The organism is Rhodoferax sp. ZS1R8 (assembly GCF_056521325.1).
The window spans coordinates 1-457 of sequence record NZ_JBWMBA010000079.1; the positions used below are offsets into that span (position 1 = coordinate 1).

1 protein-coding gene is annotated in these 457 nt (G+C 60.0%); it reads left to right on the forward strand.

Going from position 1 to position 457, the window contains the following annotated elements; all coding sequences use genetic code 11:
* On the forward strand, nt 1–457 hold a 457-nt coding region (locus AC097P_RS23910), incomplete at both ends, for an acyl-CoA dehydrogenase family protein (protein ID WP_479612924.1).

Genomic DNA, 457 nt, shown 5'->3' on the forward strand with positions numbered 1-457 from the left:
ACAAGCTGTCGGGCAGCAAGATGTGGATTTCCAACAGCCCGATTGCGGATGTGTTTGTGGTCTGGGCCAAAGAGGTGAGTGAGGGCGGCCAGGTTGGCCCCATCCGCGGCTTTGTGCTGGAAAAAGGCATGAATGGTTTGAGCGCCCCCGCCATCCACGGCAAGGTGGGCCTGCGTGCGTCCATCACTGGCGAGATCGTTATGGATGGCGTGTTCTGCCCCGAGGAAAACGCATTTCCGGAAGTGCAGGGCCTCAAAGGGCCTTTCACTTGCTTGAACTCTGCACGCTACGGCATTGCCTGGGGTGCCTTGGGTGCGGCCGAAGACTGCTGGCTGCGCGCCCGCCAGTACACCATGGACCGCAAGCAGTTTGGCAAACCACTAGCGGCCAACCAGTTGATCCAGAAGAAGCTGGCCGATATGCAGACCGAGATTGCGCTGGGCTTGCAGGGATGCCT